Below are 26,768 nucleotides of genomic sequence, written 5' to 3'. Positions count from 1 at the left end.
CCACGACCGCGACCACCGCACGCGGCGCGGTCGTCCACGGCATCCCCCGAAGCCCCAACGGCCCGAGCGCCACAGCTATGCCGGGCACACCGGGTCGCGCGGAATTCCGCTCAGATACCGTGCGCGTTCACCCGGGGTGAAGTCGCGGTCGAGTGCTTGGCAGATCTGCTCCACGGCTTCGTTCGCATCGGGAAGCTCCGCGTTCCACAGCCGTATCGTCCCGTCCTCGCCCGCGCTGGCCAGGGTCTGCCCGTCCGGACTGAACGCCACTCCGAACACCGGGTCCCCCGCGTGGCCGGTGAGGGTGAGGCGTGGCAGGCCGGTGCCGACATCCCACAACCGCACGGCCCCATCGCCGCTCGCGCTGGCCAGGGTCTGCCCGTCCGGACTGAACGCCACCCCGTACACCCAGTCCTCGTGGCCCTTGAGGGTGTGGAGCTTCTGACCGGTGCCGGCGTCCCACAGTTGCACCGTGCCATTCTCGCGCCCGCCGGCGAGGGTCTGCCCGTCCGGACTGAACGCCACCCCGCCCACCGCGCCCCCGGGGCCGGTGACGGTGAGACGCCGCTGGTAGGTGTCGGTATCCCACAACCGCACCCGTCCATCGTCGCCCGCGCTGGCCAGGGTCTGCCCGTCCGGACTGAACGCCACCCCGAACGCCGGGCCCTCGTGGCCGGTGAAGGACTCAAGCTCCCGTCCGGTGCCGGCATCCCACACCCGCACCGCCCCGTCCACACTCACACTCGCCAGCCGCCCACCGTCCCGGCTGAACGCCACCCCGGTTACCCAGTGCTTGTGACCGTTGAGCGTGTGAACCTCCTGGCCGGTGCCGGTATCCCACAAGCGCACCACCCCATCCACACTCGAACTGGCCAGCCGCTCCCCGTCCCGGCTGAACGCCACCCCGTACACCGCGCCCTCGTGGCCGGCGAAGGTCTCAAGCTCCCGGCCGGTGCCGGCATCCCACACCCGCACCGCCCCATCGTCACCCGCACCGGCCAGCCGCTCGCCATCCCAGCTAAACGCCACGCCGTGCTCCGGGCCGCCGTCTCCGGTGAACACCCCCAACACCCTGTCCCCACCCTCGTGGCCAGTGAGAGGTCGGGTGAGGCGACGGTCGGCCGCGCTGAGCAGGCTCGCGCGGGCCTCCGGGGTCGGGGACAGGCGGTAGGCCCGCACCGCCAGCAGGGACGCCAGGTCGGGGTCGGATTCCGCCAGCGCCTCGGACTGGGCCGCCAACTGCCGGGACTGCGCCGCACGCTGTGCCTCAAGCGCGCTCCGCCACTGCCACGCGGCCAGGCCGGCGGCCACCAGTGCCAGGGACAGCAGGCCGGCCAGGACGGTGTTGAGGCGCCGGGCCACCGGCCGGCGCGCGGGCGGCGGGTTCGGGGCGGCGCTGTCGCGCCAGGCCGCCAGGCGCCCGGTCATCGCTTCGACGCGCTGGTAGGCGCGGGGGTCCGCGCGGGGTGGGTGTCGCCGGCTGCCATCGGCCGCTCCTCAGTCCTTGTCGTCCGCGCCCGCCACGGCCGCCCACAGCACCCGCATCTCCCGACGCGCCGTGGCCCCGCCCGTGCTGACGACCACCCTGGCCCTGGGCCGACAGCTTCACCCCGAACTCCACCCCGGCCTCCGCCGGCCCCGCCGCACGCGGCAGGGGGATCCAGCGGCGCTCACCCCCACGCAGGTGGCGGGCAAACCGTGGTGGGCGCGGGCCGCGTCGAGCAGTTCCCGGTGGGGGTGTTCGACCGGGGTCAGGCGGGAACGATCGCGGGAACTACCGGTGCATCGGTCGCATAGAGGTTCTTACCACGACGCGGGCGCGCCCTCGCTATGCGCCCTCGGCTGCCCGAAACCCGGTCGGTGACGACACGAAGTGCCGTCCTGGCAGGTCTTCCAGCTCCACCCTTGGCCACCTGGCGTTCCCCGGTGCCGAGTGGGTGGCCCCGCTGGCCGAGGTCGACGGGCTCTGGCAGGCCGCTGAACAGGAACGACGCAAGGGCCCCGCAGATACATCCTGCGGGACCCTTGACGTGGTGGCCGGACCGGTGACGCGCAAGGCATCGGCCTCTTCGCGTGCGGTCGGGCGCCGTTACCTGTCGGACCGTGCGGTCCGCCTGGGCTGTGCCCGGTCGGGCACTCCAGGCCGGTGCCGCTCCGCCCGCGGCCAGGCGAGCCGCCCCCGGGTCACGACGGCGAGGAGCACGGCCACGCCCACGAGGGCGACAGTGCGCACCACGTCGCTCCCCTCGGGCGCCAGGTCCGGGAACAACGTCGGCAGCAGCCCTGCGGTGTTAACCGACGCGTGCAGCAGGATCATCAGCGGCAGCCCTCCGCCCGTGCTGTTGTACATCCAGGTGAAGATCACCGTCAGCCCGGCGATGCCCACCGAGAACACGGCGAAGGACACCGCCGTCCCCACCGGTTCCGGCGGCGCCATGTTGTAACCGGGGACGTACAGGTACAGGGGCAGGTGCCAGGCGGCGTGCAGCGCGCCGAGGAGCAGCGTCCCCGGCAGCGGACCGAACCGCCGCTCCAGGCGCGGCAGCGCGAACCCGCGCCATCCGGGCTCCTCCGCGAGCGGGCCGCCGAGCAGGAGGATGTGCGGGTAGAGCCCCAGGGCGCTGATCAAAAACGCGGTCGTCGGCGGCCGGAACGAGCCGATCGCCGCGGGCTGCAAGGCGAGCATGACCAGCAGGAACAGGACGGGCAGCCCGGCGATGGCCACCAGGTACCACCACGGGGAGGCCCGCCACGCGACATAGGCCCGCAGCAGGCCCCGCACCCCGGGCCGGCCGTCGGCGAGCCCCGCCATGACGAATGCGGCCAGGGTCGGTCCAGCGAACGCGCCGATCCCCATCACCGGGCTCTCGAAGGGCAACTCCAGCACCCCCAGGAAGACGGTGTGCCAGGCCCAGGTGACGCCGAAGGCCAACACGAAGTAACCGAGCAGCGGGTGCCTGCGGGCCCGCTGCGCGGGCCGCTCAACCCATTGGATGATGGCCGGGATCATGTCGAAATCTCCGTTCTCAGCAGTGCCGGGGTCGCCGGAAGTCAACCGCCGGGGCGGTTACACAGAGGGGACAGCTCGCGTTACGCCGCTGTAACCGCCGATGCGGGATGCTGATGCGACCGTGCGACGACGACGAGGGGGCGGCTTATGCGGGTTCTCGTGGTGGAGGACCATCGCGAACTCGCCCAGACGGTGGCCACGGGGCTGCGCCGCGAGGGCATGGCGGTGGACGTCGTCTGGGACGGCGGGCACGCCCTGGAACAGACGGCGGTGAACCGCTACGACGTGGTGGTGCTCGACCGCGACCTGCCGGGTGTCCACGGCGACGACGTGTGCGCGGCCCTGGTCGCACGCGGCGACCCGGCGCGGGTGCTGATGCTGACCGCATCGGCGACGGTGGAGGACCGCGTCGACGGCCTGGGCCGCGGCGCCGATGACTACCTGCCCAAGCCGTTCGCCTTCGCCGAGTTGGTGGCCCGCGTGCGGGCGCTGATGCGGCGCTCGCAGCCGGCCGTGCCGCCCGTCCTGGTCCGCGGGGACCTGCGGCTGGACTCCGCGCGGCGGGTCGCCACCCGGGGCGGGCGGCGCCTGGACCTCAGCCCCAAGGAGTTCGCGGTGCTGGAACTGCTGCTCGCCGCCCAGGGGCGGGCCGTCTCCGCCGAGGAGTTGCTGGAGCGGGCCTGGGACGAGGCCGCCGACCCGTTCAGCGGAACCGTCAAGGTCACGGTCAGCAGACTGCGGCGGCGCCTGGGCGCCCCCGCCGTGATCGAGACCGTCCCGCAGGCCGGGTACCGGATCTGACGCCGTGGAAGCCGTGGACCCCCGCCCTGCCGCCGCACCGGAGCCTCCGCGCCCCACAGGGGGTCGCCGGTGGACCATCCGGATGCGCCTCACCGTGCTCTACGGAGCGCTGTTCGTCGCCACGGGCGCGCTCCTGCTCGCCCTCACCTACCTACTGACGGCCCATGTGCTGCCGCTCGCGGGCGTGGAACCCCCCGGCTCCCCGGCATCGCCCGCGCCGGCTCCGCTGCAAGGCGCCGCGCCGCCGCTCGACGCGCCGAACGCCCCCCCGTCCCCGGAACAGCAGTCGGCCGACGGCCTGCGGCTGCTGCCGATCGCGTCGGGGATCGCGCTGGCTGTCATGGCGGTGGTCGCCCTGGGGCTGGGCTGGGTGATGGCGGGTCGTATGCTGCACCCGCTGCGCGAGATGGCGGCCACCACGCGCGACATGTCGGCGCGCGACCTGCACCAGCGACTCGACGTCCGCGGACCCGGCGACGAGGTCAAGGACCTCGCCGACACGTTCGACGGACTACTCGCCAGGCTGGAGGCGTCCTTCAAGGCGCAGCGGCGGTTCGTCGCCAACGCGTCGCACGAACTGCGCACCCCGATCACCTTCGAGCGCAGCGTGCTGGAGGTCGCCCTGGCCGATCCCGGGGCCGGCACCGGTGACCTGCGCGCCGCCTGCGAGCAGGTCCTGGTGGCGAACCGGCGGCAGGAACGGCTCATCGACGCCCTGCTCGACCTGGCGCGCGGCCAGCAGGGGGTGGCGCACCGCCGCCCGCTGGATCTCGCGGTGCTCGCCGACGCGTGTCTCGACACCGCCGACGGCACCCATGACGTGCGCGTCGCGGCCGACCTCGCCACGGCGCCGGCGGCGGGCGATCCCCGCCTGGTCGAGCGGCTGGTCACCAATCTGGTCGACAACGCCCTGCGGCACAACGTCCCCGGTGGCGAGGCCACCGTCCGCACAGGCGTGTGCGAGGGCCGGGCGGTCCTCCGCGTCACCAACACGGGCCGGGTGATCGTCCCCGAGGAGGCCGGCCTGCTCTTCGAGCCCTTCCGCCGCCCGGGACCGCCGCGCACGGCGGGAGACGGCGGCCTAGGCCTGGGCCTGTCCATCGTCTCCGCCATCGCCGAGGCCCACGGCGCCGCCCTGTCCGCCACGCCCCGCGCCGAAGGGGGCCTGGACGTCCGCGTGTCCTTCCCGCCCCCGGCTGCCGGAGAAGGCGGCTCTGCTGCCGCACCCATCCCTCCGCCGTCGACGCCGCGCCGTTATCGGCAGCGGGCCTGATGCGCACGAGGCCGGTGAGCGGGTGGGCGCCCCGTGCCCCGAAACACCGGGGGACGGGGGCAGGGAGCGCCCGTGTTCGCTGCGTCGGCGGCGGCTGCGGGTGAACCGGCTAGATCTCCACGACCTTGTAGGTCAGCCAGTGGCTGGCGTTGTCGCCGCCGAAGGTGATCTTCTTCTCGCCCTTGCCGACCTCTTCGGCCTGGATGTTCTCGCTGCCGAGGAAGTCGTCGGGGTCGGGCCTGTCCTCGTCCCGGAGTTCGGCCTTGCCCGAGCCTCCGTCGAGCTTCACCATGCGGTCGGCGCTCCTCTCCTCACCGTCGTTGATCTCCACGACAACCCCAGAAGGTAGTGCCGTCCCACTTCGAATAGGCGTTGTCGGGACCGGTGTTGTCCTCGGTGGTGTCGCAGTGCAGTGTGATGAACTTGACCCAGGTCTCCGCCATATGGACTCCTCGTGCTACCGGGTTACCGAGAGAGGATCGCGCGACAGCGCTGAGTGCGCGCGGGGGCATCGAAACACCGCGCCCCGGAGTCGGCAAGGATCGCGCCGGCGGCCCCCGTCTGCGCTGACGCGGCGCGGGTGACCAGGACACCGGCGGACAGCCCGCGGTCGGCGTGGGCGGCCACGCGCCACCCCCGGCGGCGGGGCCGGAACCGCCCGCCCTCCCCCGGGCCGGCCGTCGCCACCGCTGAGCAGGGGCGACCCGTCGAGAACAGGCGCACCTGCCGGCCGACCGGGAGAGGAGCCGCTGCGGTCGCCCGGCCGATGACGACCACCGGCACGGAAGCGCACAGCAGCGCGGGGCATTATGACGGGTGGCGGTTACCCACCGCAGCGGTTCGATGTACACACCGGGCCGCATCGGGCCACGCCCACCAGAAGCCAGCGCCGCCCCGGCCACAGCCGACCGAGCAAGAGAACACCGGCCCCCGAATGTCGACCACCCGGAGCCACGAATGCAGCAGCCGATGCCCACAAAGGCACGCCGAACGCGCCCGGAATCCCGGCGGAATGGAGAAAGAGCAGCCCATAGGGCACTGACCTGCGGTTTTGCTGGTGCGCCATCAGGGACTCGAACCCCGAACCCGCTGATTAAGAGTCAGCTGCTCTGCCAATTGAGCTAATGGCGCGTGACCTCCTTGAGTTTACCGGATGTTGGGGGTGGCGTTGGGCGGGAGCGGTGCTGTGTGCGCCACATGCGGCGGGGGCTACTCGGCGGGGGTGGTGTCGGGGGAGCCGGTGCGGAGGGTGGCGGCCTCTTGGGTGGCGGTGGCGGCGGCTGAATGGTCGCCCAGGGCGGTGTAGGCGCGGGCCAAAGACGTCAGGGCGTCGGCCAGGAAGGCGGGCCAGCCTCGGGTTCGCCACAGGGCCACCGACTCCTCCAGAGCGGAGACGGCCTCGACGGTGCGGCCCTGGTCGAGGAGGGTGTCGCCCATCAGGGTCAGGGCGTCGGCCAGGTGGTGGTTCATGCTGTGGCGGCGGCTGAGTTCGGCGGCGGTGCGGGCCGTGGGCAGGGCGCCGGGATCGCCGGTGGCGCGGTGGAGGCGGGCCAGGTAGAGCAGCGAGAACACCTCGGCGTAGTGGTCGCCCAGCGCGCGCGACATGGCCAGTGAGCGGGTGAGGTTGGCGCGGCCCTCGTCGATGCGGCCGATCTGGCACTGCGCGGCGCCCAGGAACTGCATGGCGGTGGCCTCGAACCGGGAGTTGCCCAGCAGCCGCGCCAGCTCCAGCGAGCGGGTGAGGTGGCTGACCGCGATGTCGTCGCGGCCCTCGCCGTGGGCCGCCACCGCCAGCACGTGGTAGGCGCGCGCCCGGCCGCCGAGGTAGTCGGCGCCCTCGGCGAGGTCGAGGGCGGCCTCGGCGGACTCCCGCGCCTTGGCGGACTCCCCCCGCGACACCAGCGCCCAGGTGCGCATGACCAGGGCGTCGGACATGCCGCGCCGGTCGCCGATCTCCTGGAACATCTCCCACACCAGCCGGGACTGGTCCAGCAGGGTGCCCATGGCGCCGTCGGCGCCGCCCGTGGTGTTCTGGGTGGTCCAGGTGACGAGGTCGGCCAGGCCGCGCCGCAGCACCGCCTCGCCGCGGACGTTGCCCGCCGCCTGGCAGGCCGCGATGGCGGCCTCGTGGGTGCGCCGCCAGTCGTCGAAGCGGCCGCGCACGTCGAAGTACTTCTCCAGGCATCCGGCGAGGTCCCAGGCGACCTCGTCCCAGCCCAGCGCGCACGCCTGCGCCACGGCCGCCGCCATGGCGCCGGCCTCGGCGTCGTACCACGACATGGGCTCGTTGAGGAGGTCGGCGGCCTCGGGCGAGGGCAGCGGCCAGCGCAGCGCCGACCCGTGCATGGTGGCGTAGCAGGGGCCGGGGATGTACTCGGTGGCCTGCTCGGCCAGCCACAGCCACGCGCCGAACGCGCGCCGCAGCGCGGCCTCGCGCTCGGCCTGGGGGACCTCCTCGGCGCAGCGCTCGCGGGCGTAGAGCCGCATGAGGTCGTGCATGCGGTAGCGCAGCCGGCCGGTGCCGTCGGTGCCCGAGATGGACAGCAGTTGGGCGTCGACCAGGTCCTCGACCACGGTCTCGGCCTCGGCCAGGGGGACGTCCAGCAGCGCGGCGGCCACCCACTCGGTGAAGTCGCCGGCCTCCAGCATCCCCAGCAGCCGGAACGCCGAGCGGCCGCGCTCGCTCAGGGCGGCGTAGCTCAGCGCGAAGGTGGCCCGCACCCCGAGGTCGCCGGTGCGGAGTTCGTCCAGGCGGCGCTGTTCGTCGCCCAGCAGCCGCGCCAGCCGGGACAGCGGCCACTGCCGCCGCGCGTTCAGCCGCGCGCCGGCGATGCGCACCGCCAGCGGCGCGTACCCGCACAGCCGGACGATCTCGGCGGCCTGGTCGGGTTCGGCGGCGACGCGGTCGTGGCCGATGATGCGCGCCAGCAGCTCGACCGCGCGCTCGGGCTCGAAGACGTCGAGGTCGATGAGGTGGGCGCCCTCCAGGCCGGTCAGCCGGGCGCGGCTGGTGATCAGCACCGCGCAGCCCGGCGCGCCGGGGATCAGCGGGCGGACCTGCTGCTCGGAGCCGGCGTCGTCGAGCACGACCAGCATGCGGCGGTCGGCCAGCAGCGACCGGAACAGCGCCGCTCTGGATTCGAGGGGTTCGGGCACGGCCGCGCCCTCGATGCCCAGGGCGTGCAGGAACTGCGAGAGCACCTGCGCGGGGTCGGCCGGGGTCTCCTGGGCGCCACGCAGGTTGGCGTAGAGCTGGCCGTCGGGGAAGGCGGCGGCGCTGGTGTGGGCGGCGTGCAGGGCGAGGGCGGTCTTGCCGACCCCGCCCATGCCGGCGACGGCCGACACCACGACCGGGCGCGCCCCGCCCGGGGATGCCGAGGGTCCGGGGCCGCCGGAGGCGGAGCCCCCGCCCGCTCCCCCGGTGGGGGTGTCGGATGACGAACCCCGGCGGGGGCCGGGCACCGGGGCGGGGGCCGGGTCCGGCGGGCGGACGCCCAGGCGGGTGTGGAGCAGGGCGACCTGCTCCTCGCGGCCGGTGAAGTCGGCGATGTCGGGCGGCAACTGGGCCGGCGCGGGGCGCGGCGGCGCCGAGGGCGGTGGGAGGGGGGCGTCGGCCGAGGGGTCGGCGGTGTCGGCCGGGCCGCCGCCGGGATCGGCCGGGTCCGGCTCCGGCGCGGGGTCCGCGGCGGGAGCGGGGGCGTGCAGGGAGGGGTCGTTGCGCAGCACCGCCTGCTCCAGCGCGGCGAGTTCGCGGCCGGGCTCCATGCCGAGTTCGTCGATGAGCAGGTCGCGGCCCTCGCGGAAGACCTCCAGCGCCTCGGTGGAGCGGCCCATGCGGTGGTAGGCGATCATGAGCTGGCCCCGCAGGCGCTCGCGGAAGGGGTGTTCGGCGACGAGCGCCCGGAGTTCGGCCACCACCGCGCTGTGCCGGCCCAGGCTCAGCTCGGCGTCGACCCAGGACTCGGCCACGCGCTGGCGCTTCTCGTTCAGCCGGGCGGCCTCCTCGCGCACGAGGGGCAGGGTGTCCTGCCCGGCGAATGCGGTGCCCCGCCACAGGTTCAGGCCCGCGCTGAGCAGGGCGCTGCCCTCGGCGACGGCGCCGGACTCCAGCGCCTGCTCGCCGCGTTCGGCGAGGTCCTCGAAGCGGCGGGCGTCGACGGCGGCGCGCGGCACCGCGAGCCGGTAGCCGAACGCCGCGCGGTCGATCCGGCCGTCCTCGCCCAGGGCCTGGCGGAGGTGGTGGACGTAGACCTGGAGGCTCTTGGTGGCCGAGCGCGGGGGTTCCTCGCCCCACAGGACGTCGATCAACTGCTCTTCGGGGATGACGACATCGGGTTTGCACAGGAGCGCCGCGAGTAGGGCGGCGAGCTTGGGCGAGAGGCGTACGGACGCGCCGCGGCTGCTCACTTGCAGTGGTCCGAGAACCTCGAACTCCATGTCAACTCCTCATGGGCCGGTGCGGGGAGGGACCCCGGCCGCCCGGCGCCGGCCCGGCGCCCAGCGGTCGTCGCACGCCCCGCCGCCCGCTCCGGGCGGACGGCGGTGCCGCCGCGCCCGTCCGGAACCGCGGTCGGCCCGGCTGGAGTCAGCCGGTCCGTGGCCGGACGGTCTTGGGGTGAGACCATCCCCCGCGCGCCCGCGTTCCGCCCTGGTTCGGCCACTCCCGGCCCCACCGTTGGTATCCCAACCGGCTTCCAACCGGATTTCAGCCGGCCTCGGCGAGGATCGGAAGAGCCGGAGCGGAACCCACGGGAACCGCACGGTGGTCTCCCGCTCGACAGCGCCTACGCAGACGTCGCTACGGAGACATCCGCAGGCACCACAAGCGGGCTTCGCGGGAGGAAGAGACCGTCGGTCCTCCAGGACGGCAGCCGGGTTGCGGCCCGGCTGGGAGGACCCAGGTGTCGGAACGGGCGGCCGTCTCATGATCACCGGGGCGTGACAGACACGATCATGAGGCGGTCCGCCTTATTTCTCCGGAACGGGTGGACAGGGGCGGCCCGTCCGGAAAACGGCGCGCGGTAAAGAAAATCGGCGGGATCAGGGTCGCATTGTGCTGACCTCCTAGATCCGAGGGCAGGGCCACGGGCGAGGACGGCCGCGAGCGGGGGTCGGGGACCGGGTCCGCGCGCCGAACCGCCGCCCGTGCGGGCGGAGGACGGCGGCCACGGCCGGTCCGTGCCCGCTGATCCACAATTCCTCGATCGGTTGCCACCCTAGCGTCTTGGCACCCGATTGGTAATTCGTTGTCCACAGACCGCCATTCCGCCCGCTCAATGGCGGTGGCGCGGCGGCCGCCTTCGGCCGCACCCCGGACGGAATGGGACGCGCCTTTATGCGTGGCGCCGGCTGTCCGCTGACTGCCCGCCGGTTCCTCCGATCTCCCCTTTCCCCCTCCTCCCCCCTCTCCTCTTCTGCTCTTTTGTCCCTGGGTGCCGCGCCTCCCTGGAGCGGCGCCCCGCCGGACACGGCGCGGCCCCGGACCGCCGCCGCGCGGGGGTCCGGGGCCGCTCCCGGGCCGTCCAGCCGTCTCCGGTCGGCCACCGGCCGCTACCGCTCCCCCTCCACCGGGCGGGCGCCGTCGAGGTCCCACACCCGCAGGGTGCCGCACATGCCGTTGCGGCGCGGGCCGGGCGGGGAGTCGGCCGTGTACACCGCCGCGTCGCGCAGGTGGCCCCCGGTGCCGGCCGCCAGGTCGGCGACGTGGCCCCGGGTGGCCTCGGCCTGGGCGTGCGGGCCGCGCTCCCAGTGGTGGTGCCAGCCGGCCGCCTTGTCGCGCACCAGCCGCACCGCCGCCTCATGCAGCCCGGTGAGCGCGCCGGGACCCTCGGCCCGCACGCGCTCGCGCAGCCGCAGGTAGCCCTCGACGGCGAGGTCGCGCCGCTCGCGCGCGGCGCGGGACATCGCCGCCTGCGCCGCGTCGGCGTCGGCGAAGTCCGACCACGCCGGGATCTCCGTGGCGCGGGCGTAGGCGTCGGGGTCGGCCAGCACCTCGGGCGGGTAGGTCAGCACCGCGTCGCCGGACTCGGGCAGGCCGGCGTTCTGCATCACCACCAGCAGTTCCAGGTCGCCGCTGCCGTTGACCAGCCGGTGCACCGTGCCCGGCGTGAACCACAGCAGCCTCCCCGGCGCCAGCGGCGTGCGGGCGTACCCGGCGCCGCTCAGCGTCTCCAGTTCGCCCTCGCCGCGCACCACCACGTAGCCCTCGGCCGAGGCGGTGTGCAGGTGCGGCGAGCCGCCCGCCCGCCCGTCGGCGGCCGGCCAGGCGTAGACCAGCAGGTGGGAGACTGCCGTGCCGCCGGGGAACCCGGGCACGCCGCCCGCGCGGCCCGCCTCCGCCGCCCCCTCCGCTCCCGCCGCTCCTCCCGTGGCTCCTTGGCCGCTCACGGCACCGCCACCCGCCCCTGGGTGCCGGACCCGCCGCCCGGCGCCGCGTCGGCCGCCGCCCGCTCCAGTTCGGCCAGGCCCGCCTCGGCGAGTTCGGCGCTGCCGGCCCGCCGCCGGTCGCCGTCGGCGATGACCACCGCGTAGCGGTAGCGCAGCGCCTCCCCCGGCTCGGCCGGCACCTCGGCGCTGAAGAACGGCGCGGGGCACACGCACGCGAAGATCCCGGTGCGCACGAACCACTGGACCGGGTGCCCGGGGTTGGCGGGCGCGTCCACGAACACCAGGGTGGCGGCGCGGTCGTGGCCGTCGTGCCGCCCGGCGAAGGCCAGCCACGGCGCGCGCACGCCCATCATCTCGTCGCCGCCCTCGGCCTCGGGGCTGTAGACCCGGCCGCCGCTGAAGGAGCGCGGCCCCCGCCAGAACAGGCCGCCGTACCCGGCGTTCTCGCGCCCCTCGGTGGTGGGGCTGCCGATCCGCACGGCGGCGCCGGTGCGGTTGGTGAACGCGGTCTCGAACACCAGCGTCCAGGCGCCGCGCGCGGGGTCGGCGGTGACGCGGAAGCCGCGCCGCTCCTCGAACCAGGTCTCCCCCTGCTCGGTGACCCAGTCCAGCCGCTCGGCGACCGACACCGCGTCGGGCGCGGCGGCCAGGCGGTCGAACGCTCGGTGCGCCATCGCGCCGTCGTTGGGCAGTTGCACGTACCCGCGGCCGCGCAGGTAGGTCGGGCCGCCCCACAGGTTGGCCGGGCCGACGTTGGGCAGCGACCACGCGATGCCCTTGTGCCAGACGTGGTCGTGCGGCCGGTACAGGCTGACGGTGTCGCCGCCCAGGGTGCGGACGGGGTGGAAGTAGGGGCGCGGCGACTCCAGTTGGGCGTCCCAGGGCCGGTAGACGTAGCGGGTCAACTCCGCGCCGTCGTGGGTGATCCGCAGGGCGCGGTCGTGCTCGTGCACCAGGCCCAGTCCGCGGGCGGGCGGTTCGGCCCCGTCGGGGGCCGGGCGGTCGTGGTCGTCGGGTCTCATGGGCGGCCTCCTGTGCGCTCGGGCCGCGCCGCGCGGTGCGGCGCGCGCGGGCCGCGTCCCGCCGCCCAGGGGAGGGAGGGGCGGCGGGACGCGGCGGTCCTGGTACTGCCGGACCGGCCCGGCCTGCCGGGCCAGGGCCGGCTCACCGGGGGATCACTGCCGGATGAAGTACTGCTCGGGGTTGGTGGGGCCGGGGGTGTTGTAGACGGCGGCCTCGGGCATGGTCTCGGGCACGTTGCGGAAGTCCTCGGCGACGATCCCGTAGCCGGGCGGGGTCAGGTTGATGCCGATGGCGTAGAACCGCTCCTGGGAGACCTCCAGCAGTTCGCGCATCTTCTCCTCGCGCGCCTGGGGGTCGGGCTCGGCCAGCAGTTCGTCGTAGATCTCCAGGTGCTCGCGCACCTCCCGCGGCGGCTCCTGGGCGCGCGGGTCGTTGCCGTCGGAGACGTACCACTGCGCCCACGGGATGGCGAAGTTGGACTCGCCGCTGTGGACGGGTGCGTACCAGCGCGGGTCGTACATGGCGTCGAGCAGGCCGCTGTCGCCCGACCACACGTTGGCGTCGTGCTCGTTGTTCTCGCGGCGGTCCTGCCACAGCGACCGCTCCTCGATCTCCATCTCCACGTCGACGTCCAGCTCCTCCCAGAAGCCGACGACCATCTCCATGGAGTCCACGATGTCGGGCCGGAAGTCGCCGGGCACCGACAGCGTGAAGCTGAGCGCGCGCCCGCCGGGGGCCACGCGCACGCCGTCGCCGTTGCGCTCGTCGTAGCCGGCCTCGTCCAGCAGCGCGTTGGCGCGCTCGACGTCGTACTCGGTGTACTGCTTGGCCAGCTCCTCGTTGAAGAACGGGGTGTCGCGGCGCGGCGCGGCCTGCCAGGGCTCGCCTTGGCCCTGGTAGACGACGTCGATGATCGACTGCCGGTCGATCCCCAGCGACATCGCCACCCGGAAGTCGCGGTCGCGGAACACCTCGCGCAGCTCCGCGTCCTGGTGGGTGAGGTTGAAGGAGATGACGCCGGTGTTCATCTCGCCGGGCTGGAGGTCCACGAACCGGTAGCCGCCGGACTCGCGGTTCTCGGCGAGCACCGGCCGGTTCTCCAGCGTGTTGAAGTGGCGGGTGTGGAAGTTGATGTCGCCGTTGAGCGCGCGGGTCAGCATCACCTCGTCGTCCTGCATGATGTCGAACACCACGCGGTCGATGTAGGGCAACTGGTTGCCCTCGGTGTCGACCTTCCAGTAGTAGGGGTTGCGCTCCAGCACCACCCGGCCGGAGTCGGCCAGCGGCTCGGTGACCTGCCAGGCGTTCATGGTGGGGATGTCGGGGTTCTGCCAGGTCAGCGCGGAGTCGGTGACCCCGGCCTTGACCTCGAACAGCTCCACCCAGTCGGCGTAGCCCTGCTCCTCGGCCAGTTGGTCGGCGTCGGGGTTGTGGTCGATGTGGAACTCCTCCAGGTAGTGCCGCGGCTTGTTGACCAGTTGGTACTGGAGGAGGTCGTGGCCGGCCCACAGCGCGTCGGGCTCGGGGAAGGTGAGCACGACCGTGGTGTCGTCGACCTTCTCGGCCGTGGGCGGGTTCTGCGCGGCCACCGGGGTGAGGTCCTCGTTGTTGAAGACGTCGTTGACGGCGAACACGATGTCGTCGGCGGTGAACGGCTCGCCGTCGGACCACCGCAGCCCCTCGCGCAGGCGGAAGGTCAGCTCGGTGGCGTCCTCGTTGTACTCGAACTCCTCGGCGAGGTTGGGCACCACCTCGGTCCACTCGGTGTTCCAGCGGGTGAGGTTCTCATAGCCCACGGTGCGGCCCAGCCACGGCCAGTCGCCGATGCCCAGGACGGCGCTGCGCCAGGTGCCGCCGTAGACCCCGACCTCCTCGACGGGCTCGACCACCAGCGGGTTGTCCGGCAGGCGCTCCTCCAGCGGCGGCAGGTCGCCGGCCTCCACCCGCTCGGCCAGCGCCGGTGCCTGCCCGTTGGCCTCGCCACCCGAGCCGGCCTCCTCCTCGGGGTCCAGGGAGAAGAAGTCGCAGCCGGTCAGGGTGAGCGCGAGGACCAGGGCCGCCGCGCACGGCGCCCGCCACGCGCGGCCGGGCGGACGCCGCCCGGGTGTGGGTGCGTGCATGTGCTGTTCTCCGTTTCTGTGTGGGGGATGGCCGACGCCGGGCGCGCGGTGCGGGCCGCCCGCTCAGGGGGCGCCCGCCAGCGACAGCTCCTCGGCGTAGTGGCAGGCGGCCAGGCGGCCGGGCGCGATCTCGCGCAGCGGCGGCACCTCGGCGGCGCACCGGTCGGTGGCGTGGCGGCAGCGGGTGTGGAAGGGGCAGCCGGGCGGCGGCGCCGAGGGGTCGGGCAGGTCGCCGCGCAGCCGGATGCGCTCGCGCCGGTCGCGCCGCGCGCCGGCCGCCTCGGGCGGGCCCACGGGCCGGCGCCGCCGCAGCCGCGGGTCGGGCACCGGCACGGCCGAGATCAGCGCCTCGGTGTAGGGGTGCAGGGGGCGGGCGAAGAGGGCGGCGGTGGGGCTCAGCTCCACCACGCGGCCCAGGTACATCACGGCGACCCGGTCGCACACGTGCTCGACCACCGACAGGTCGTGGGAGACGAACAGGTAGGTCAGCCCCATCTCGGCCTGGAGGTCCTGGAGCAGGTTGAGGATCTGGGAGCGCACCGAGACGTCCAGCGCGCTCACCGCCTCGTCGGCCACGACCAGGCGCGGGCCGGGCACCAGCGCGCGGGCGATGCCGACCCGCTGGCGCTCGCCGCCGGAGAAGGCGTGCGGGTAGCGGCGCAGGTGGTCGGGGCGCAGGCCCACCCGGGCCAGGATCGCGGCGACGCGGTCCTCCAGTTCGGAGCCGGTGACCCCGAGCAGCACCCGCAGCGGCTCGCCGACGATCTGGAGCAGGGTCATGCGCGGGTTGAGCGAGGCGTAGGGGTCCTGGAAGACCATCCGCACCTCGCGGCGGTAGACGGCGACGTCCTCGGGCGCCGGCGCGGCGGCGTCGATGACGCGGCCCTGGGCGGTGCGGTAGCGCACGTGCCCCCGCGCCTCGGGCCGCACGCCCATCACGGCCGAGCCCAGGGTGGTCTTGCCGCAGCCGGACTCCCCCACCAGGCCCAGCGTCTCGCCGTGGGCGATGCGCAGGTCCACCCCGTCCACCGCCTTCACGGTGTCGCCGCGGGGGATCCCGGCGGCCTCCTCGGGCAGGTCGGGCGCCCGGCGGGCGCGGCGGCGCGCGGCGCGGGGCAGCCGGAAGTGCACGCGCAGGTCGCTGACCTCCAGCAGCGGATTTGCGGGGGCGGCGGCGGTGTCCGCGGCGTCAGTCGGCATCGGCGGCCTCCTCATCGGCCCGGCGGGCGGACGCGCCGGCGGGGTCGGGGCGGAACTGGTGGGCTGGGTCGGCGGGATCGGCGTGGCCGGCGGGGGCGTCGCCGCCGTAGAGCAGGCACCGCACCCGCCGGCCGTCGGCCAGGGACACCGGCGGGGGGACGGTGGTGTCGCAGCGGCCGGGCATGGCGTGGTCGCAGCGGTCGCGGAACACGCACCCGCTGGGCTGGTGGGCGGGGTCGGGCACCGAGCCGCGGATGGCCGGCAGCCGCTCCCGGCGCGGCGCGCCCATGCGCGGCACCGACTCCAGCAGGGCGCGGGTGTAGGGGTGGCGGGGCGCGTGGAACACGCCGTCCACCGCGCCCTGCTCGACCACGCTGCCCAGGTACATCACCGCGACGTCGTCGGCGATCTCGGCGACCACTCCCATGTCGTGGGTGATGAACAGCATGGCCATGCCGCGGCTGTCCTGGAGGTCGGCCAGAAGGTCCAGGATCTGGGCCTGGGTGGTGACGTCGAGCGCGGTGGTGGGCTCGTCGGCGATCAGCAGCTCGGGCTCGCACGACAGCGCCATGGCGATCATGACGCGCTGGCGCATGCCGCCCGAGAGCTGGAAGGGGTAGGCGTCCACGATCCGCTCGGGCGCGGGGATCCCCACCCGGCCCAGCAGCTCCACGCTCCTGCGCCGCGCCTCGGCGCGGCTGACCCGGTTGTGCACGCGGATCGCCTCGCCGATCTGGTTGCCCACCCGGTGCACCAGCGACAGCGAGGCCATCGGCTCCTGGAAGACCATGGCGATGTCGCGGCCCCGCACCTGGCGGATGCGGCGGTCGCGGGGGCCCAGCGCGGCCAGGTCGACGGTCTCGGCGGCGCCGCCGGGGCCGCGCCGGTGCAGCAGGACCTGCCCGCCCACCACGCGGCCGGGCCGCTCCACGAGTTGCAGGATGGAGCGGGCGGTGACGCTCTTGCCGCAGCCGCTCTCGCCGACCACGCACAGGGTGCGGCCCCGGCGCAGGGTGAGGTCGGCGCCGTTGACGGCGCGGACCTCACCGGTGTCGGTGGTGAAGTGGGTGCGCAGCCCCTTCACCTCCAGGAGCACGTCGTCGGGCTGGGTGCTCATGTGCGGGCTCCTACTGGTAGGGGTCGGCGGAGTCGCGGATTCCGTCGCCGGCGAAGTTGAGCGCCAGCACCGCCACGGTCACCGCCACGCCCGGCAGCAGGGTCCAGGGCGCGTTGGCGATGGAGTGGATGTTCTGCGCCTCCTGCATCAGCACGCCCCAGCTCACGACGGGCGGCTGGAGGCCCAGGCCCAGGAACGACAGCGCCGTCTCGGCGAGGATCATCAGCGGGATCGCCAGGGTGAGCGAGGCGACGATGTGGCTGGTGAAGGACGGCAGCATGTGGCGGCGGATGATGCGGGCGCGCCCGCAGCCGTCCAGCCGGGCGGCCAGCACGAAGTCCTCCTCGCGCAGGGACAGGAACCGGCCGCGCACCACGCGGGCCAGGTCGGTCCAGCCGATGAGCGAGAGGATGACGGTGATGGCGAAGTAGGTCTGCAACGCGCTCCACTCGCGCGGCACCGCCGCCGAGAGCCCCATCCACAGCGGGATGGTGGGGATGGACATCGTGAACTCGATGACGCGCTGGATGGCGGTGTCGATCCGGCCGCCGAAGTAGCCGGAGATCCCGCCGAGCACCACGCCCAGCACGAAGGACACCGCCACCCCGGCCAGGCCGATGGACAGCGACACCCGGGTGCCGTAGACGATGCGGGAGAGCATGTCGCGGCCGTTGCGGTCGGCGCCGAGCAGGTAGACGCGCTGGTCGGGGTCGGTGGGGCCGATGAGGTGGGTGTCGGCGGGGATGACCCCCCACAGCTCGTAGGGGCGGCCCTCCACGAAGAACCCCACGGGGATCTTCACCGACTCGTCCACGGTGTACTCCCGCGCCAGCGTCTCCTCGTCGCGCGTGGAGCGGTAGCCGTGCACGTAGAGGCCCAGGTCGAAGCCGTCGCGGGTGTCGACCACGTGCAGCGCCTGCGGGGGCGCGTGGGTGTGCTCGGCGCTGTAGTGGCCGGGGGTGGTGGGGGCCACGAACTCGCAGAACACCGCCACGAACACGAGCAGGCCGATGACCGCGGAGCTGGCCATGGCCAGCCGGTGCCGCTTGAACCGCCACCAGATGAGCCGCCACTGCGACGCCGCCGCGGCGGTGCGCCCGGTCCCGGCGGTGCCGGCGGTGTCGGCGCCGGCCGTGTCGGGGTCGGGGGCGGGGGCGGGGCGGTCGCGGCGGATGCGCGCCAGGGGGTTCACGCGCTCGCCTCCTCGGTCTGGGCGTGCCGGATGCGGGGGTCCCACCAGGCCAGGAGCAGGTCGGACAGCAGCGTGCCGACGAGGGTGAGCGCGCCCAGCACGAGGATGAAGGACCCGGCCAGGTACATGTCCTGGCTTTGCAGGGCCTCCAGCAGCAGCGGGCCGGTGGTGTCGAGGCTGAGGACGATGGAGACCATCACCTCGCCGCCGACCAGGGTGGGCAGGATCCAGCCGATGGTGCTGATGAAGGGGCTGATGGCCATGCGCACCGGGTACTTGAGGATGACGCGCCACTCGGGCAGCCCCTTGGCGCGCGCGGCGGTGACGTAGGGCTTGCGCAGCTCGTCCAGCAGGTTGGCGCGCAGCACCCGGATGAGCACGGCGGTGCCGGCGGCGCCGATGATCAGCACCGGCGCCCACAGGTTGGACACCACGTCCAGCACCCGGCCCAGGTTCCAGGCGGAGTCGGCGAACTCCGGTGAGACGATCCCGCCGGCGCTTTCGCCGAAGAAGCGGTAGGAGACCCACACGAAGACCAGCGCCAGCATGAAGTTGGGGGTGGCCAGGCCGAGGAACCCCACGAAGGTGGCGGCGTAGTCGCCCACGGAGTGCTGGCGCACCGCCGAGTAGACGCCGATGGGGAACGCGATCACCCAGCTGACCAGCATGGTCGCCAGCGCGAGGGCCACGGTCAGGCCGATGCGGTCCCAGATGAGGTCGGCCACGGGCCGCTGGTAGGCGAAGGACATCCCGAAGTCGCCGTTGAGCAGGATGCCGCCGATCCAGCGCAGGTACTGCACGTGCAGGGGCTCGTTGAGGCCGTAGCGCTCCTCCAGGGCCAGGATCTGGGCGCGCTCGACCGAGGCGCCGCGCGCCGACAGCTCGGCGATGTAGGTGGCCAGGTAGTTGCCGGGCGGGAGCTGGATGACCAGGAACGCCACCAGGGAGATGGCGAAGAGCGTGGGCACCATGTAGAGGAGGCGGCGGATCACCAGTGCGCGCATGGCGCCCCCCGGCTGCCTCGGGACCAGAGGACGGTCCCAGCGGTGTGGATAGCGCTTACCGGACGGGCGCGCCGATACGGAGGAGGCGGCGGCGCAATACCGGGGGGCGGCGGCGCCGCTGAGCGCTGGATAACGCTTACCATGGCGTCCCGCCTCCGTGCATGCGGTCGTAGTAGGGCGACCCCCGCCGCAGTTCCGAGGGGGTGACCACCCGCCGCTGGGCGGCCGAGGCGTAGAGGCCGGCGATGAGCCGCAGGGTGCGCAGGGCGTCGGCGGTGGTCACCGGCGGCGGCTCCGTGGCCCGCAGCGCGGCCAGCACCTGCGCGATCTGGGCGCGGTGCCCGCTGGCGACCCCGCTCTCCCCCGCCGCCCAGGCCGCCGCGGCGGCGTCCTCGAACCCCGGCGCCGGGGTGAGCGTCCAGTCGTCGTCGCCGTAGCCGTAGAGGTGGCGGAGTTCGACGGTGGCGCGCTCGAAGTCGACGCGCACGTAGCTCTCCTCGCGCGGGGAGAGCACGCTGTTGACGACGGTGGCCACCGCGCCGTTGGCGAAGGACACGTGCGCCAGCGACACGTCCTCGGTCTCCATCACCCGCGCCTGGCGGCGGGCGGTGGCGCTGACCTCGGTCCAGTCGCCCAGCAGCGCCAGGAGCAGGTCCATCTGGTGGATGCCGTGGCCCATGGTCGGGCCGCCGCCCTCGGTGTCCCAGCGCCCGCGCCAGGGGACGTCGAAGTAGGACTGGTCGCGGAACCAGAGGGTGTGGCAGACGGCGACGAGCGGGCGGCCCAGGGCGCCGGACTCCACGAGCGCCCGCACGCGGCGGGCGCCCGAGCCGAACCGGTGCTGGAACAGGGTCGCGAGGTAGGGGCCCTGGGCGCCCTCGGCGGCGGCCATGTCCTCCAGTTCGGCCAGGCTGAGGGCGGGCGGCTTCTCGACCAGGGCACTGACCCCGGCGCGCAGGCAGGCCAGCGCCTGGCCGTGGTGCAGGCCGGGTGGGGTGCACAGGTGGACCAGGTCGGGGCGGACCTCGCCGAGCAGGCGGTCGAGGGAGGTGAAGCGCTCGGGGATGCCGTAGCGGTCGGTGAAGACGGCGAGGGCGTCGGGGTTGACGTCGGCGGCGGCCACGACCACGGCGTCGTCGGGCAGGGATTGCAACGCCTCCACGTGGTAGCGGGCGATGTTGCCCGTGCCCACGACGGCCACGCGCAGCGGATCCGCGGGTGCGGGCGCCGGGTCGGGGGGGTGCATGGCTCTCCTCCTTGGGGGATCCCGGCGGGCGGGACCCGGGTCCGCCGCGGCGGGCGGAGGGGACGGGGTTCGCAGGTCGGGTGCACGGACCCGCGCACGGGGTGCGACCGGAGAAAGGGGCTCGAAATTATCGGAACTTCGACCGCAAGGCTTGGCGCCTGAATCTACGTAAGCGACATCACATGGTCAAGCCCCAAAGAACTTCCGGATCACTCCGCGCCTCCCGGCGCACCGGCGTCCACCACGGAAGCCGGACACATGGGCCCTCACCGAAAATCCTTTCTCCCGACCGCATCTCGACCACAGTGCCACCGACTCGAAACTTTCGAGTACGCTGCATCGCCCATCGCGGTGGAGTGGTGGACGGGCGCCAAACACCGGCGGGCGCCCTCCCGAGGGAGGGCGCCCGTAGGGCGGGGTCGTGGGCCGATCAGCGGTTGCGGCGGGTGAAGCCCCAGACCAGCAGACCCAGGTAGGCGCCGTTGACCACGATCCCGCCGAGCAGCCAGGGCCAGACGGCACCGCCCTGCGCGGTGACCCAGAAGACCTTGGCGGCCCAGTAGGACGGCAGGACTCCGAAGGCCAGGCCCCAGGCGTCCGGGAGGAACCACGGCAGGATTGGCAGAGCGAAGAGCAGCGTTCCCACGGCCCGGATCACCGCGAGCCCCTCCACCTTGTTTCGCCCCGCCAGCGCCATCAGGACCGCCACCACCGCCGCGGTGAGCGCCGCGCACAGCGCCGCCGCCGCGGTGCCGGGCAGCCCCGCCGCAGGCATGAAGCCGCTGAGCACCACGGCGACCGTGACGAACACCGTGGTCACCGCGACCAGGGTGGCCACCCGGTACAGCGCGAACACCGGCATGGCCACCGGCGTGACCCGCAGCGCCTGGAGGGTCCGGGAGTCCTTCTCCTCCAGCAGCATCAACCCGGCCAGCGCGCCCAAGACCCCCACCGGCCCCAGCACCAGGAACATCGACACGATAAGGGGGTGGTAGGGGGTTAGGGCGAAGCCGTAGCGCTCGTCCAGCATCGCGGTCAGCGGCGGCAGGGTGAACCGCAGCACCGCGAGGTAGAAGAAGGGCGCGACGACCAGAAAGCGCAGCATGGAGTCGCGCCGCAGCCCGATCAGGTCGTTGCGCCCGAAGGCGCGCACCGCGTGTGCCATGTCATGCTCCTTCGGCGACGACGAACCGGAGGAAGAGCCGGCGGGCGAGCAGCGCCAGCAGGAGCACCCACAGCAACTGGTAGCCGATCGCGTAGGCGTACTCCCAGGGGGCGGGATCGGTGCGGCCGAAGGCCGCGCCGAGCAGGATGAGCGAGCCCTGGGTGGGGACCAGGTAGAGCACCGGGTGCTCCCACAGGCCCGCGTAGTGCAGCAGCGGCGTGTTCACCAGCGTCAGCCAGAAGGTCGAGGGCACCACCCAGTCGGTGACCGAGGAGAACGGGAGCGCGGTGGTGAAGCTGAGCATCAGCATGAACACGGACGTGGTCGCCACGCCGACCAGCAGCGGCAGGGGTGAGAACGCCAGGCCGTGCGCGGCCAGCACGATCGCCACCGCGAGCACCGTGCTCAGCAGCGCCAGGGTGGCCACCTTGGAGACCAGGTAGTCAGCGAACCGCAGCGGCGAAACGTTCAGCGCCAGGAGGGTGCGCTCGCCCTTCTCGAAGAACAGCGAGGCGGCGATGAAGAAGAACGGGACGATCACCAGGTCACCGAAGAGCACCAGGGGAGCGGCGACCTCGCGGTAGTCCACAGGTAGCGGCAGCAGGATCGCCAGCCACAGCGCGACGGAGAAGGCGGCGGCGTAGAGGAACCCGTAGCGCTTCTGTAGCCGCAGCTCCAGCCAGACGGCGCTGCGCAGCCGGGCGGAGCGCCGGGCGGCCGGCGGGGCGGTGAGGGCGCTCATCGGATCGACCGTCCGGTGACCTCGACGAACACGTCGTCCAGTCCTGCCTCCTGGCTGTGCACCGACTCGATCCGGTGCTCGCGCAGCAGGGTAAGCAGCGCGGGGTCGTCGGCCATGCCGTCCAGCGGGAACTCCGCGGTCTCCAGGCAGCCGTTCGCCGACCGATAGGCCACCCGCACGGTCCGCCGGCTGCGCGCGAGCCGCAGTTCCTCGGGGGAGTCGAGGGCGGCGATGCGCCCGTCGACCACGAACGCCACGCGGTCGCACAGCTCCTCGGCGGTCTCCATGCTGTGGGTGGTGAGGAAGACGGTACGACCCTGCTCCCGCAGTTCGGTGATCATCGCCTTGACGATGCGCGCGTTGGCGGGGTCCAGCCCGCTGGTGGGCTCGTCCAGGAAGACGAGTTCGGGCCGGTGGAGCAGGGCGCGGACGAACGTCAGCCGGGTCTGCATGCCCTTGGAGAAGCGGCCCACCCGGGTGTGCGCGGCGTCGGCCAGGCCGACCCGGCGCAGCAGCGCGAGGGGGTCCTCGACCGCGCCGCCGTACAGCGAGGAGAAGAACTCCAAGTTCTCCAGTGCGGTGAGCTTTTGGTAGTGGTTGGGCAGTTCGAAGGAGACGCCGATCCGCCGGTAGTACTCGTTGCCCCACTCCGCCGGCGGGCGCCCCCACACGGTGGCGGTCCCCTGGGCGCCGGTGAGCAGTCCGGTGAGGATTTTCTGGGTGGTGGACTTGCCCGCCCCGCTCGGGCCGAGGAAGCCGAAGACCTCCCCGGGGGCGAGGGAGAAGGCCATGCCGCGCACGGCGGGCTCAGAGGCCTTGGGGTAGGTGTAGGTGAGGTCTGCGACCTCGATGACCGGGGGCGTCTTGCCGGAGGTGGCCGGGGCGCGGTCGGCCCCGGCCCGGGTTCGGGCCATGGTGGTTTCCCTACGGTGTGTCAGGTGGATGTGCCGGATGCGTCATCCGGCGCCCGCCCGCTTCGTGCCAGGAGTCGCGCAGGGCGGCGTAGCCACGTTCCAGGAACGTGTACATGGTGTGCAGGTCGCGGAGCCGGTCCAGGTCCTCGGCGGGTGCGCCCGCCAGGCGCTTGAGCCCATTCTCGGCCAGGGTCCGGACGGCCGCCGCCTCCTGCACGCGCGTGTCAATCTCCCCGCGCCAGAAGCCAGGGCGGAGCCGGTAGTAGTGCCGCCGCGAGCCGGGGACGGTGAACCGCTCCACCGCCTCGGAGCGCTGCAGCAGCCGGATCGCCATGCTGATCGCCCCCCGACTCACGTCGAGGGCCTCGGCCAGTTCGTCGGCCGACTGGTGCGGGGGGCTGCACACGATCAGTCGTCCCAGGACGCGCCCCTCCATGCGGGGCAGCCCTCGTGCCTCGAAGAACCGGCCGAGTTCCTCGGCAAAGACCTGGCGCTCACGCTCCATCCCGGTGTCCGCCATGGTGCGTCCCCCCTGTGTCGGTTATGTCAGGGGTGATACTAAAATGATCGGCATGAACTTTCAATAGTTTTTGAAATTATCACCAGTGGGGGTCCGGAGCGTCGCCGGGCGCCCTTCCCGGAGGAGGGACGCCCGCGCCGGGGACATCGGCAGAGAGGGCTCAGGAGATCGGCTCGGCCAGGGCGACGAGGACGTTCTCGGGGCCGCGAACGTAGACCAGCCGGTAGGCGTCGCCGTAGCGCACCACATCGCCGACGGGCCTGACCCCGTGGTCGAGCAGCCGGGCCAGGGTGTCGTCGAGGTCGTCGACGGCGAACATGACCGTGCGCAGGCCCGGCGCGGTCACCGGGGCGGCGGCCTGCTCGGGGGCGGTGGCCGGCGGCGCGTGGTAGCGGGTCAGCTCGACCCCGCCGTGGCCGTCGGGGGTGCGCATCATCGCGATGTCGGCGCGGACGCCGTCGATCCCGACGAGGCGGTCCACCTCGGGGCCCTCGGCCGGCGCCTGGCCCTCCAGTTCCATGCCGAGGGCGGTGAAGAACGCGACGGCGGCGGGGAGGTCGCCGACGACGACGCTGACGTGGTCCATGCGCTGAATCGTCATGGCCCGAGCTTAGGGGGGCGGAAGCGGGAAAGAAGAAGGCGTGGACGAGAGTCGTCCACGCCGGCACCGTGATGGTGAGTGCGCCATCAGGGACTCGAACCCCGAACCCGCTGATTAAGAGTCAGCTGCTCTGCCAATTGAGCTAATGGCGCTCCGTGCGGCCCCACCGGCGGAAACTCCGGCCTGCCGGGCTCGCGACGTGGTAAACGATAGCAGCCGCCCAGGGCACTGGCGAACCGAATTGCCCGCGTACGGCCCGCCGCCCCCACTCCGCGGGGGGACGAGGAGTGGGGGCTTAGGGCCGGGCTTCGGCGGTCATGGTCAGGACCACGTCATGACCACGGCCACGATGATGCCGATGGCCACGATCGCGCCCACACCGGCGAGGATGTAGGGGGTGATCGGGGGCTTCGGCGCGGTCTCGGGCTCGCGGTTCTCCGCCACGAAGCGGCGGAACATCATGGTCGAACCCGCGGGGTCGACCTGCTCTTGATCCTTGTTGTCAGACATGGAGACGACCATAGCGACTCACGCCCCCGGGTGAAGCCCGCACCGCGCAGAAATCAGTTGGTATCGGGCGATTCGCCGGTCTCACGCGTGCGGCGGCGAAGCGGGACGCCCGGGCGCGATGCTCCAGGTAGTCGCGGTGGCACCGCCGCACCGGCGGTGCGGTGCGCCCGCCGGCCGGACAGGGGCGGCGCGGCCGACCTCACACCCGCCGCATACCCACGCCGCCGCCCGGCGGGCGGCGGTGGCCGCCGGCCGCGGCCGGGAGGCAGGCCGGGTCAATCCGCGCCGGCGCGCAGCAGGGCCGCGTGCGCGTCGGCGGGGGCGCCGAGGTCGCGCAGTGCCAGCCCGGCCGCGCCGCGCGCGCCCTCGACCGCCGGGGTGGGCGCGGCGCCGTAGCGGGCGGTGACCCCGGCGCGCACCGCCTCGGCGAGGCGGCCGCGCGCCAGCAGCGTGCCGGCCAGCACGATCGGCACACCGGCGCCCGCACGCGGCGGAGGGCCGGGGACCGCGCCGCCCGGCGGGTCCTGCGGGGCGGCCACCGGGTCGGCGGCGGCCATCACCGCGCCCAGCGTGGCCAGCAGCCGTTCGGCGGCCTCGGCGACGATGCCGGCGGCCACGGGGTCGCCGTCGTCAGCCGTCGCGGCGACCACGGGCGCCAGCGCGCCCAGCTCCGCCGGCGGGCGGCCGTGGGCGGCGCGGACGATCGCCTGCGGATCGCCGGCGGGGATGTCCAGAGCGGCGGCCAGCCGCGCGCCGAGCGGGCCACCGGGGCCGCGCCCGTCCATGGCCGCCAGCGCGGCCCGCAGCCCCGCCACGGCCAACCAGACCGCCGACCCCTCGTCGCCCAGCAGCCACCCGTAGCCGTCGCAGCGGTGGGCCACGGCGCCGGAGTGGACGAAGGCCGCGACCGCGCCGGTGCCGGCGATCAGGACCGCCCCGGCGTCGGCCGCCGAGCCCGCGGCGAACGCGACCGCGATGTCGTCGGTGAGGCGCGGCCGTCCGCCCAGGCCCACGGCGGCCCACGCCCGCAGCATGGCCACCTCGGCGGCGGGCCGCCCGGCCTCAGCCGAGCCCGCGATGCCGAACACGGCGTGGTCCACGGCGACGTCCCCGGCCTCGGCCAAGGCCGCGCGCAGGGCGGCTTCCAGGGCGGCGGCGGGATCGGCGCTGGAGAACGGATTGGCCCCGCCGCCGCGCCCCGAGCCCAGCACCCGGCCGTCCCGGGCGACCGCCACGCACCGCGTCGTGGTGCCGCCCGCGTCGACCCCGATGACCACATGCCGCACCATGCCCGGCAGTTTAAGGGCTCTCCCGTAACCGCTGGTCATGCGTCGCCAAGCCCCGCGCCGGCTTGCGAGCGCCAGGGTCGTCACTGGGTATCGATGCACAGATCCCGCATGTACCAGTCGAGCCGTGTCCCGTCCGCGCCGCGTGTGTGCTTGTCGGGGGTAAAGCCCGCCCGGCGGGCGACTGCGGAAGACGCGGCGTTCTCCGGCTCTACCCGGATCACAGCCTGCTTCGCTCCCTCACTCGTCGCATATCGGGAGACCAAGACGACCGCGCGGGTGGCCAGGCCGCGCCCTCTCCAGGACGGGTAGAGGCCGTAGGCGACATTCACCTGGCCGGGAGACAAGCCCTCTGCTGTGAAGCGCAGGTCGATCGTCCCCGCGAGCGCCCCGTCGATGCCTACCCGTATGCCGAAAGCGCGGAGTGGGCCGGCTGTGTCCCACTGTTCCCGGCAGTGCCGGATGTAGGCTTCGACGCCCTCGCGTGTGCCGGGACCGCCGCTGAGCCAGCGCACCAGCTGCTCATCCTCCCCCGCGAGGTGCGCCTCCGTATCGTCCAGGCGTAGCGGGGACAGGCTGATGATCCCGTCGGACAGCTTCACTTCATGCATCCGGCGATTCTTGACGCCTGAGCTGCGTTGCGCCATCGGATTCTGC

At 73.7% G+C, this 26,768-nt stretch carries 22 protein-coding genes and 2 tRNA genes; 2 read left to right on the top strand and 22 right to left on the bottom strand.

What is annotated here, in order from left to right:
- Window positions 1-75: 75 nt before the first annotated feature.
- Together LG943_RS02160 and LG943_RS02155 are read right to left on the bottom strand one after the other, a co-directional pair.
- Window positions 76-1,428, bottom strand: a complete 1,353-nt coding sequence (locus tag LG943_RS02160; RefSeq protein WP_270070426.1) for a WD40 repeat domain-containing protein — start codon at window positions 1,426-1,428, stop codon at window positions 76-78.
- Window positions 1,429-2,089: 661 nt separating this feature from the next.
- Window positions 2,090-3,010 carry a CPBP family intramembrane glutamic endopeptidase gene (locus LG943_RS02155; RefSeq protein WP_270070425.1) on the bottom strand — a complete coding sequence of 307 codons (921 nt, stop codon included), beginning with the start codon at window positions 3,008-3,010 and terminating at the stop codon, window positions 2,090-2,092.
- Between the two features lie 147 nt (window positions 3,011-3,157).
- Between LG943_RS02155 and LG943_RS02150 the strand changes: the two genes are divergently transcribed.
- Window positions 3,158-3,811: a response regulator transcription factor gene (locus LG943_RS02150; RefSeq protein ID WP_270070424.1), complete on the top strand. Its 654-nt coding sequence runs from the start codon at window positions 3,158-3,160 to the stop codon at window positions 3,809-3,811.
- Window positions 3,812-3,893: 82 nt separating this feature from the next.
- Window positions 3,894-5,084, top strand: a complete 1,191-nt coding sequence (locus tag LG943_RS02145) for a sensor histidine kinase (protein WP_270070423.1) — start codon at window positions 3,894-3,896, stop codon at window positions 5,082-5,084.
- A 109-nt stretch (window positions 5,085-5,193) separates the two neighbouring features.
- Here the strand turns inward: LG943_RS02145 and LG943_RS02140 are convergent, their stop codons facing one another.
- The 20 genes from LG943_RS02140 to LG943_RS02045 all read right to left on the bottom strand — a co-directional run bounded on the left by LG943_RS02140 (window position 5,194) and on the right by LG943_RS02045 (window position 26,758).
- A complete protein-coding gene (locus LG943_RS02140; protein WP_270070422.1) occupies window positions 5,194-5,415 on the bottom strand; it encodes a hypothetical protein in 222 nt (73 codons plus the stop codon).
- Between the two features lie 724 nt (window positions 5,416-6,139).
- Window positions 6,140-6,215: transfer RNA gene (locus tag LG943_RS02135), tRNA-Lys, on the bottom strand.
- A 78-nt stretch (window positions 6,216-6,293) separates the two neighbouring features.
- Entirely contained in the window at window positions 6,294-9,521 is a 3,228-nt protein-coding gene (locus tag LG943_RS02130) for an AfsR/SARP family transcriptional regulator (RefSeq protein WP_270070421.1), read from the bottom strand.
- Between the two features lie 1,113 nt (window positions 9,522-10,634).
- On the bottom strand, window positions 10,635-11,399 hold the full coding sequence (locus LG943_RS02125; protein ID WP_270070546.1) for a cupin domain-containing protein: 765 nt from the start codon (window positions 11,397-11,399) through the stop codon (window positions 10,635-10,637).
- Window positions 11,400-11,467: 68 nt separating this feature from the next.
- Window positions 11,468-12,493: a DUF6807 domain-containing protein gene (locus tag LG943_RS02120; protein WP_270070420.1), complete on the bottom strand. Its 1,026-nt coding sequence runs from the start codon at window positions 12,491-12,493 to the stop codon at window positions 11,468-11,470.
- A gap of 153 nt (window positions 12,494-12,646) precedes the next feature.
- Window positions 12,647-14,614, bottom strand: coding sequence for an ABC transporter substrate-binding protein (locus LG943_RS02115; RefSeq protein WP_270070419.1), 1,968 nt, complete (start codon window positions 14,612-14,614; stop codon window positions 12,647-12,649).
- Window positions 14,615-14,677: 63 nt separating this feature from the next.
- Window positions 14,678-15,814: an ABC transporter ATP-binding protein gene (locus LG943_RS02110; protein ID WP_270070418.1), complete on the bottom strand. Its 1,137-nt coding sequence runs from the start codon at window positions 15,812-15,814 to the stop codon at window positions 14,678-14,680.
- Window positions 15,804-16,931: an ABC transporter ATP-binding protein gene (locus LG943_RS02105; protein WP_270070417.1), complete on the bottom strand. Its 1,128-nt coding sequence runs from the start codon at window positions 16,929-16,931 to the stop codon at window positions 15,804-15,806. Before LG943_RS02105 ends, LG943_RS02110 begins: the two co-directional genes overlap by 11 nt.
- 10 nt (window positions 16,932-16,941) lie before the next feature.
- The gene (locus LG943_RS02100; protein ID WP_270070416.1) at window positions 16,942-18,123 is read right to left on the bottom strand and encodes an ABC transporter permease; all 1,182 of its coding nucleotides are present in this window, start codon (window positions 18,121-18,123) and stop codon (window positions 16,942-16,944) included.
- Entirely contained in the window at window positions 18,120-19,127 is a 1,008-nt protein-coding gene (locus LG943_RS02095) for an ABC transporter permease (protein WP_270070415.1), read from the bottom strand. Before LG943_RS02095 ends, LG943_RS02100 begins: the two co-directional genes overlap by 4 nt.
- 136 nt (window positions 19,128-19,263) lie before the next feature.
- Window positions 19,264-20,373 carry a Gfo/Idh/MocA family protein gene (locus LG943_RS02090; protein ID WP_270070414.1) on the bottom strand — a complete coding sequence of 370 codons (1,110 nt, stop codon included), beginning with the start codon at window positions 20,371-20,373 and terminating at the stop codon, window positions 19,264-19,266.
- A 430-nt stretch (window positions 20,374-20,803) separates the two neighbouring features.
- Window positions 20,804-21,538, bottom strand: a complete 735-nt coding sequence (locus tag LG943_RS02085; RefSeq protein WP_270070413.1) for a hypothetical protein — start codon at window positions 21,536-21,538, stop codon at window positions 20,804-20,806.
- Window position 21,539: 1 nt separating this feature from the next.
- The gene (locus LG943_RS02080) at window positions 21,540-22,280 is read right to left on the bottom strand and encodes a fluoroquinolone export ABC transporter permease subunit (RefSeq protein WP_270070412.1); all 741 of its coding nucleotides are present in this window, start codon (window positions 22,278-22,280) and stop codon (window positions 21,540-21,542) included.
- Window positions 22,277-23,194, bottom strand: coding sequence for an ABC transporter ATP-binding protein (locus LG943_RS02075; RefSeq protein WP_270070411.1), 918 nt, complete (start codon window positions 23,192-23,194; stop codon window positions 22,277-22,279). The genes LG943_RS02080 and LG943_RS02075 overlap by 4 nt, the downstream gene beginning before the upstream one ends.
- A 10-nt stretch (window positions 23,195-23,204) precedes the next feature.
- Window positions 23,205-23,714 carry a GbsR/MarR family transcriptional regulator gene (locus tag LG943_RS02070; protein WP_270070410.1) on the bottom strand — a complete coding sequence of 170 codons (510 nt, stop codon included), beginning with the start codon at window positions 23,712-23,714 and terminating at the stop codon, window positions 23,205-23,207.
- Between the two features lie 160 nt (window positions 23,715-23,874).
- Entirely contained in the window at window positions 23,875-24,315 is a 441-nt protein-coding gene (locus tag LG943_RS02065) for a VOC family protein (protein WP_270070409.1), read from the bottom strand.
- Window positions 24,316-24,394: 79 nt separating this feature from the next.
- Window positions 24,395-24,467, bottom strand: a tRNA-Lys gene (locus tag LG943_RS02060).
- A 169-nt stretch (window positions 24,468-24,636) separates the two neighbouring features.
- Complete coding sequence (locus LG943_RS02055; RefSeq protein ID WP_270070408.1) at window positions 24,637-24,825, bottom strand: hypothetical protein; 189 nt, start codon at window positions 24,823-24,825, stop codon at window positions 24,637-24,639.
- 275 nt (window positions 24,826-25,100) lie between these two features.
- Entirely contained in the window at window positions 25,101-26,114 is a 1,014-nt protein-coding gene (locus LG943_RS02050; RefSeq protein ID WP_270070407.1) for an N-acetylglucosamine kinase, read from the bottom strand.
- An 80-nt stretch (window positions 26,115-26,194) separates the two neighbouring features.
- Window positions 26,195-26,758 (bottom strand): GNAT family N-acetyltransferase, encoded by a 564-nt coding sequence (locus LG943_RS02045; RefSeq protein ID WP_270070406.1) that lies wholly within the window; start codon window positions 26,756-26,758, stop codon window positions 26,195-26,197.
- Window positions 26,759-26,768 lie beyond the last annotated feature (10 nt).

This window comes from Streptomonospora mangrovi (assembly GCF_027604915.1).
Classification (GTDB): domain Bacteria; phylum Actinomycetota; class Actinomycetes; order Streptosporangiales; family Streptosporangiaceae; genus Streptomonospora; species Streptomonospora mangrovi.
Note: the sequence above shows the minus strand (reverse complement) of the source record. Positions and strands in the feature narration are given on the sequence as shown.

Coding starts and splice junctions, on each gene's coding strand:
- LG943_RS02160 (WP_270070426.1), bottom strand. CDS start 1,428: ATGACCGGGCGCCTGGCGGCCTGGCGCGACAGCGCCGCCCCGAACCCG.
- LG943_RS02155 (WP_270070425.1), bottom strand. CDS start 3,010: ATGATCCCGGCCATCATCCAATGGGTTGAGCGGCCCGCGCAGCGGGCC.
- LG943_RS02150 (WP_270070424.1), top strand. CDS start 3,158: ATGCGGGTTCTCGTGGTGGAGGACCATCGCGAACTCGCCCAGACGGTG.
- LG943_RS02145 (WP_270070423.1), top strand. CDS start 3,894: ATGCGCCTCACCGTGCTCTACGGAGCGCTGTTCGTCGCCACGGGCGCG.
- LG943_RS02130 (WP_270070421.1), bottom strand. CDS start 9,521: ATGGAGTTCGAGGTTCTCGGACCACTGCAAGTGAGCAGCCGCGGCGCG.
- LG943_RS02120 (WP_270070420.1), bottom strand. CDS start 12,493: ATGAGACCCGACGACCACGACCGCCCGGCCCCCGACGGGGCCGAACCG.
- LG943_RS02115 (WP_270070419.1), bottom strand. CDS start 14,614: ATGCACGCACCCACACCCGGGCGGCGTCCGCCCGGCCGCGCGTGGCGG.
- LG943_RS02110 (WP_270070418.1), bottom strand. CDS start 15,814: ATGCCGACTGACGCCGCGGACACCGCCGCCGCCCCCGCAAATCCGCTG.
- LG943_RS02105 (WP_270070417.1), bottom strand. CDS start 16,931: ATGAGCACCCAGCCCGACGACGTGCTCCTGGAGGTGAAGGGGCTGCGC.
- LG943_RS02095 (WP_270070415.1), bottom strand. CDS start 19,127: ATGCGCGCACTGGTGATCCGCCGCCTCCTCTACATGGTGCCCACGCTC.
- LG943_RS02090 (WP_270070414.1), bottom strand. CDS start 20,373: ATGCACCCCCCCGACCCGGCGCCCGCACCCGCGGATCCGCTGCGCGTG.
- LG943_RS02085 (WP_270070413.1), bottom strand. CDS start 21,538: ATGGCACACGCGGTGCGCGCCTTCGGGCGCAACGACCTGATCGGGCTG.
- LG943_RS02080 (WP_270070412.1), bottom strand. CDS start 22,280: ATGAGCGCCCTCACCGCCCCGCCGGCCGCCCGGCGCTCCGCCCGGCTG.
- LG943_RS02075 (WP_270070411.1), bottom strand. CDS start 23,194: ATGGCCCGAACCCGGGCCGGGGCCGACCGCGCCCCGGCCACCTCCGGC.
- LG943_RS02070 (WP_270070410.1), bottom strand. CDS start 23,714: ATGGCGGACACCGGGATGGAGCGTGAGCGCCAGGTCTTTGCCGAGGAA.
- LG943_RS02065 (WP_270070409.1), bottom strand. CDS start 24,315: ATGACGATTCAGCGCATGGACCACGTCAGCGTCGTCGTCGGCGACCTC.
- LG943_RS02055 (WP_270070408.1), bottom strand. CDS start 24,825: ATGTCTGACAACAAGGATCAAGAGCAGGTCGACCCCGCGGGTTCGACC.
- LG943_RS02050 (WP_270070407.1), bottom strand. CDS start 26,114: ATGGTGCGGCATGTGGTCATCGGGGTCGACGCGGGCGGCACCACGACG.
- LG943_RS02045 (WP_270070406.1), bottom strand. CDS start 26,758: ATGGCGCAACGCAGCTCAGGCGTCAAGAATCGCCGGATGCATGAAGTG.